Annotated in this window: 5 protein-coding genes; 1 reads left to right on the forward strand and 4 read right to left on the reverse strand. The window is 43.9% G+C overall.

What is annotated here, in order from left to right:
• The first annotated feature begins 421 nt into the window (after window positions 1-421).
• The gene (locus tag F8S12_RS27210; protein ID WP_230968308.1) at window positions 422-580 is read left to right on the forward strand and encodes a hypothetical protein; all 159 of its coding nucleotides are present in this window, start codon (window positions 422-424) and stop codon (window positions 578-580) included.
• Window positions 581-925: 345 nt separating this feature from the next.
• Here F8S12_RS27210 and F8S12_RS27215 read toward each other — a convergent pair whose 3' ends face one another.
• The 4 genes from F8S12_RS27215 to F8S12_RS27230 all read right to left on the reverse strand — a co-directional run.
• Window positions 926-2,425 carry an Ig-like domain-containing protein gene (locus F8S12_RS27215; RefSeq protein ID WP_196519408.1) on the reverse strand — a complete coding sequence of 500 codons (1,500 nt, stop codon included), beginning with the start codon at window positions 2,423-2,425 and terminating at the stop codon, window positions 926-928.
• Between the two features lie 59 nt (window positions 2,426-2,484).
• Window positions 2,485-3,258, reverse strand: a complete 774-nt coding sequence (locus F8S12_RS27220) for a TIGR03943 family putative permease subunit (RefSeq protein ID WP_196519409.1) — start codon at window positions 3,256-3,258, stop codon at window positions 2,485-2,487.
• An 84-nt stretch (window positions 3,259-3,342) separates the two neighbouring features.
• Window positions 3,343-4,389, reverse strand: a complete 1,047-nt coding sequence (locus tag F8S12_RS27225; RefSeq protein WP_196519410.1) for a permease — start codon at window positions 4,387-4,389, stop codon at window positions 3,343-3,345.
• 798 nt (window positions 4,390-5,187) lie between these two features.
• Window positions 5,188-6,556, reverse strand: a 1,369-nt coding sequence (locus F8S12_RS27230) for a CHAT domain-containing protein (protein WP_196519411.1), incomplete at its 5' end; no start/stop codon positions are given.

Raw genomic sequence — 6,556 nt, forward strand, 5'->3', positions numbered from 1 at the left:
CCCCTTGTTTGAGGTGTCAGCTTCATTCATCACTCTTGACCCATCTGCTTAAAAATATTCAGCAGTGCTGGCATTAGCATTGCTTATCAACTGTGTCTAATCAGGGTTTGCTCTAGAAGCTAATTTTAACTCTCTCCAAGCACCAACAATTAATCATCAATTGGTGTTCCCTATTTTGGATCTAGACTGATGCCGTTATAACACTATGATCCTCTGCCTCGTCAAGAAGCTCCGGTGTACACACAAGTTGAATGCCTTTTGCTCTTCTCCTATTACCTTCCTTAATTCTTCCTTGCAAAGGCTACCGGATACACACAAATCTTTTAAACTTACTGCGTAACGTAGGGGAAATTAATTTTTGCACGTCGATGCAACTAAGGTGCACGTCGATGCAACTAAGGTGCACGTCGATGCAACTAAGGTGCACGTCGATGTAACTAAGGTGCACGTCGATGCAACTAAGGTGCACGTCGATGCAACTAAGGTGCACGTCGATGCAACTAAGGTGCACGTCGATGCAACTAAGGTGCACGTCGATGCAACTAAGGTGCGAGTCAAAAGATTTGTATGTACACCATAGGTAAAGAAGCAATACCGTTCGGATAAGATCCCCCCGCCTGTGGCGACCCCCTTTTTAAGGCTACGGTGTACACACAAGTCCTAAAAACTTAACTTGATAAGGCTTTCCTCGTTCCCAGGCTCCGCCTGGGAATGCATTCATTGAGTCTCTGGCTCAATGTCTAACTGAAGGCGGAGCCTCTAATCAGCCATTCCCACGCAGAGCATGGGAACGAGAGAATCGCGCTTTTTTCGACTTGTGTGTACACCGTAGGTTTTTAAGGGGGGTTGGGGGGATCTTCGAGGAATAAACACGTTAACCGAACTGTATTGAGAGGGGAGAGAGGAAACCCCACGAATTATTCTCTTAGGGTAGCCACCGGGGACGAAATCCGGCTAAGGGGAGTTGTTCTGGTCTAATTTCAACAGTCGCAGCATCGCCGATGGGCAACAGAGGCATTAACCACAGGCTACTGGTAGCGATCGCATCTCCGTCATCGGTTTTCAAAGTGTTTGTGGGTAATGATGCTGTCGTGTTTGTCTGCGGTACTACTTGGTCAAATAACAAGCCCAAACCGTCGGCAGATAAACTCATTTGCACATTCCGTTGAGCGGGAGGCAGTACTAGCAGTGGTTTCTGTTGCCCGGTTTTGAGGTCAATTGCCACCACATAAGGCTGTTCTATGTATTGTTCTTTGGATACTAGCTGTGTCAGTAAGCAATAGAGGGTAGGTGAGGCGATGTCAAATTGGCAGATGAGAATTGAGCCTGTTGTTTTTAATAGTTGTTTCTGCACACCTTGGTTTGTCACCAAAAACAAATCTCGCGTGTAATCTGTATTAAACCTTACCATCGCTGCTTGAGAGCCATCTTTGGAGAAAGCCTGTACCAAACCAAACTGCGGCAGAAAATCTAGGGGTTTATTGGCATCACCTTGGAGTGGTATAATCGCTGCTCCCTGTCCTTGGGCAACTGCTACGGCTTTACTATCTGGCGTGATCATAAAGTCCCCCCCCGGTTGGCTTTCCAAGCGTTTAGGGGTGGGCTTTTTGCCCGACTCGTCGCTAGTTACTGGCATAAACCATAACCCAAAGTCACCGGGATTAGTTTTGTTTCCCCTTTGGATGACAATAGTTTGCCCATCGGGTGATAAGTCAAATTTCAGATTTTGATAATCTTTACTATCTAAAATCAGGTCAACTTTCCCTGCTGGTTCTACTTCTTTTGCAGATTTACTAGAAACGCCTGTTGTCACTGTGTAAAGTTGAGCTGAAAGTAAGTCTTCGTTCTTAGTGGTGCGAGCGGAAAATAAAATTTTCTCTCCATCAGGAAACGATTCAAAGTCCATTGCTATCAGGTCTTTGGGGGTCAGTATCCTTTTTTGCTCCTGAGTCAAGTTGTAAAGAACTAACCGTCCCTGTTCTTGTTGATCGGTTCCGATGTAAAGGATGACGCGATCGCGTGTGCGGAAGCTACCTACAAAGGGCTGTATCACCCGATTTTTGCCTTCTTGCTCCGCAAACTGATCTTTTGCTTGCTGCAACTGCACTTTATAATTAGTACCGTAGGGTGCTGGTGTCACCAGTGTATAAACCATCCGCCGCCCAGCCCAACTGAATTTACCTGCTAGGGGTGGCTCGATTTTTAAGTTATCCTCTACGCTTTTTATTTCCATTGGACGGCTGAAGGTGAGGGTGAAGGAGTTATCTTCTGCTCCAATTTGTTGATTTTGCCAGGTAAAATCTCGGACACGAGCAGTTACCACATCACCTTGCAACATGATTAACCCAATTAGCACACTCAGCAGTAGTATTAGTGCGATCGCTATGCGATCCAGTGGTTGGATAAATGCTTTAGATTTTGTCATTGGGCATTGGGCATTGGGCATTGGGCATGGGGCATTAACAAAGGACTAATAACTAATGACTAATAACTATAAGGATTCTGTGGTTGAGGAATCTTTTTGAGAGAGGTAGCGGCAATGGTAAGTTGGCGTTTTCCTGCCAAATTTTCCGTCACCATTTGTCCTTCTACTTCTAGCCAGGTATCAGGGGAATAACGCTCTTGATTATTTTGTAATTTGACGGGCAATCCTACAGGGTAAGCATCTGCTGCACAACAAGTTAAGACAAATCGTGCTAAGAACAAATATTCTTTTCCTATATCCGGTGGGTGAATGACAAATCCCTGTACCTTAACTTTTTGTCCTGTATATGAATCTGGTTCTGGATAGACATTGACGGTGCGTACCCAGTCTACAAGCGATCGCTCTTCTGGGCGAACAGTAGCCCGAAAAGCTTGGGGTTTGACGCGTGTGCTTCCCAATAAATCAGTCGTCACACCTCTTTGGAGTGCTTTGTCACTAGCAAAAACTTGCGGCGTAAAGATAAAACCTAGAATCGCTGTACTCAGCAACAAAGCACTGCCCCAACCAGGGGGAAATAAACTAATATGCTGGGTATTTGGCGTAACATCACGGCGACGCAATTGCCAAAGTTCCTGCATCTTGAATAAACCAATCATGATGAAGCTGATACCACACACAATTACTAACCAAAAGTAATTTGGGTGAATCAACAGGTTCAGCTTATTAGTTAGCCAATATCTCAACATCAAAATGCCCCAGGCTGTAATTGCTAAAGCATCCAGCCAAGGGAGTAACAGATTTGGGATTTTAGATTTGGGATTTTTGTTAGCCATTAATCATTGGTCATTGGTCATTAGTCATTGGTCATTGGTCATTAATCTTTAACAAAGGACAAAGGATAAATGACAAATGAATTTTTAAAAGACGTGCAAATTCAGAAAAAGAGTGAACACAAATGTCAATTGTGCTGCTAAAGCAAATAAATAAAAGATAGTTTTGGGTTTAAAAATCGATAACATCAAACCAACACTTTTGATGTCAATCATTGGCCCAAATACTAGAAATGCCAACAATGAACCGCTACTAAAGGTTGAGGCAAAAGATAGGGCAAAGAAAGAATCCACTGTAGAACAAATTGATACCACTACTGCTAATATCAGCATGACTACAATTGAGCTAATGGGGCCAGCACCCAAACTGAGAATTAATTCACGGGGAGCTAGCACTTGAATAGCAGCAGCGATCGCACTTCCTAAAACCATCACTCCGCCCAATTCTCGCAATTCTTGGATGCTATTATCCACCACTAGGCGCAGTTTATTTGCAAGCGGTTTATTGGCAGTCATAGTAGGCGGTATCAGATTAGCATCTATCCGCATCGGTACACCTGCTCTTCCCCCTAAGATATAAGTCCCAGATTGCAACAGATTCGGTACTGTTGCTTCCTGTTGTACTTGGTAACGAGTACCACGGCGTTTGGTTTCAGGCTGCGCGGGTGGATTAAACTTCATATAACGAGCGATCGCAGGTTGGACTATGGGATTTAAGTCCTTTTGAAAACTGAAAACATACCCGATAATTGTGGCGATCGCTAGGGAAAATACAACTCGTAATACTACTATCTCTGGCTGATCTCGAAATGCTGTCCAAGTTGCCCAAATTACAACTGGGTTGATTGTTGGTGCTGCTAACAAAAAACCAATTGCGACTGGTGTGGGTACTCCCTGAATCAGGAACCGCCGCGCTACCGGTACATTCCCGCACTCACACACCGGAAATAAAAAGCCGATCATGCTGCCAACTAAAGCACCCAGCAGTGGATTTTTGGGCATTTTTTGTACTAATTTGCGCTCATCAACAAAAAATAGCAGCAAACTGGAGAGTAAAACCCCAAGAAGCAAAAAAGGCATCGCCTCGACTAGCAGACTTAGAAATATAGTAAAACCATTGTTCAATTGATTCATGGGCGTCGCAGTCAAAAGCGGTTTTTAGTTTTAGGGTTCTGCTTAGTCATTCTATCGAAACGGGGATCAAAAGCAGTTTGAGAAAATTAAACATCATTTAACATAGCAAGTTTTCCTGCGGTTTCAAGTAGCGTTTAAGGGCTGCAAAGCTTTGATTCAGCCGAGATAGGGATTTTTACCTGAGTGCATTTACTGACGATGATTATTTCTAGGATTGTCTAAGTTCAGAAATTGTTCCAATTCTAGAGGGCAAGTAGCAGCATAGATAATTTTGAATTACCTATCTTTATACTTACAGTAATTTGCTGGATAAGATATTAGCTTGGCTATATTTTCATCAAGGATTTACAGTTCTTCAATATTTGGGGATCACTCTTGGTTGCTATCATCATTGATTTTGACTAGTTTTGGTAATTCCCTAGTTCGTGCCGCTACGCGAACTAGGAAAGGAGAGCAAAAATCAAAGCCTCTCTCCCTGCGGCTACGGTGTACACACAAGTCGAAAAAAGCTCGATTCTCTCGTTCCCACGCAGAGCATGGGAATGACTGATTAGGGGCTGCTGCCTCCAGTTAGACATTGAGCCAGAGACTCAATGAATGCATTCCCAGGCGGCAGCCCAGGAACGAGGAAAGCCTTATCAAGTTTGCGTAGCAGAACCAGGGTGAGGTTTTTCAAGATTTTGGATAATTCGATGACTTGTGTGTACACCGTAGCCCTGTGGGGGAGAGGTTTGGAGAGGGGTTCCAAGAATAAGTCGTACATCGCGTTATATTGACATTTGGGTTACTTTCCCGACTTCACCAAGGATTGCCAACCATTGTGAATCCAGACCAATAATAAGGATGCGTAAGTGATTCATCAGCTTCATCAACACTATCACCAGGCAAAGGCAAGCTACCGACTACTCCTAAACCTTGTATTTGACCATTCTTTACGTAAATCTGCCCTTTTACCATAGCTATCTGAGCCTGTCTGAGGGCTTCTGCTTTAATAGGAGCTGTCCTCAAGTTCTCATAAAATTTCGTCATCAACGCTGATGTACCAGCATCGCTGACTGACCAAAGACTGGCAACACTAGTTTTTACACCTGCCAGCACGGCTAAACCCGCAAACCCTAGTTCTGACTCTTCATCCCCTAATGCTGTTCTACAAGCACTCAGCACCATCATCTCGACTTGGGGTTCATTCAACCTTAACTGTCGTAACTGGTTCAAGCGTAACTTGTCTTCCCATAGTTGAATGTAGGAGTTGCTCAAAGCGCCAGTAGTAAAATCAGCATGGGTTGCCATGTGAATAATGCCAAAAGGTTGTTGGCGGCGTACACTCTTGAGATTTTCTAAGGTGGCTTGCTTGTCTAACAATAATTTACCTTGCCAAAGTTTGGATATCAGTGTTGATAACTCAAGGGGAACTCCTGGTAAAGGTTCTTGTCCCTGAGTACTCTGAGAAACCCCTAGTGCTAAAATTTGAGATTTTCTAATGTCTTTATAAAGGGTGTTAGTCAAACTAAGACTGGGCATCAAGCCAATACTATATTTTTCTACCAGAAACCCTTTACCATCGTGAAGTGCTGCCATTGGAGTTGAACGTAAACCAATGTCCGGTAGAAAGACTAGATTGTTAACTCCTCTCGCCTGTAAATCTGCCTCTAGTGGTGCAATAATCCAGCGATGGAGTTGTTGAGATGAACGCAAATAACGAGTGCGGCGACGATTTTGTGGACTAACGATTTGGTCACGAAATTCTTGAGCTACTTGTAAAACTTTAGCTCTCGTCGCTTCTGGGATGCGCTTGCGGATGGGATTACCCTTTCCGGTTACTACCACCAATTCTAGTTGGTCACTAACTTGTTCTGCTACGGTATTCAACAACTCTTTAGTAAGTTTTGTTCCCCCTGAATTTGGCGGTGGTTGAATTTCTACAGGGACAAAACTGGTGTAGATAAATGCAGGTTTAGCACCAGTAGCTTCTTCAATTTTGCGAGCAATCTCTTTGGCATCATCCAGTGTTTTGATTTTCGGAGTGGGTATGCCTAAATGGTCGGCAAAATCATTCGTGAAACCACCTTCGGAAGTAGAAGCGCGATTAATAACAGGGGGATCAGGTCTAAAGTTAGGGGGGGTTGAGTTAGGCGGTGTAATTGGGTTGCACTGAAATGTGCAGGGG

Source organism: Nostoc sp. WHI, assembly GCF_015714725.1.
GTDB lineage: Bacteria > Cyanobacteriota > Cyanobacteriia > Cyanobacteriales > Nostocaceae > Nostoc.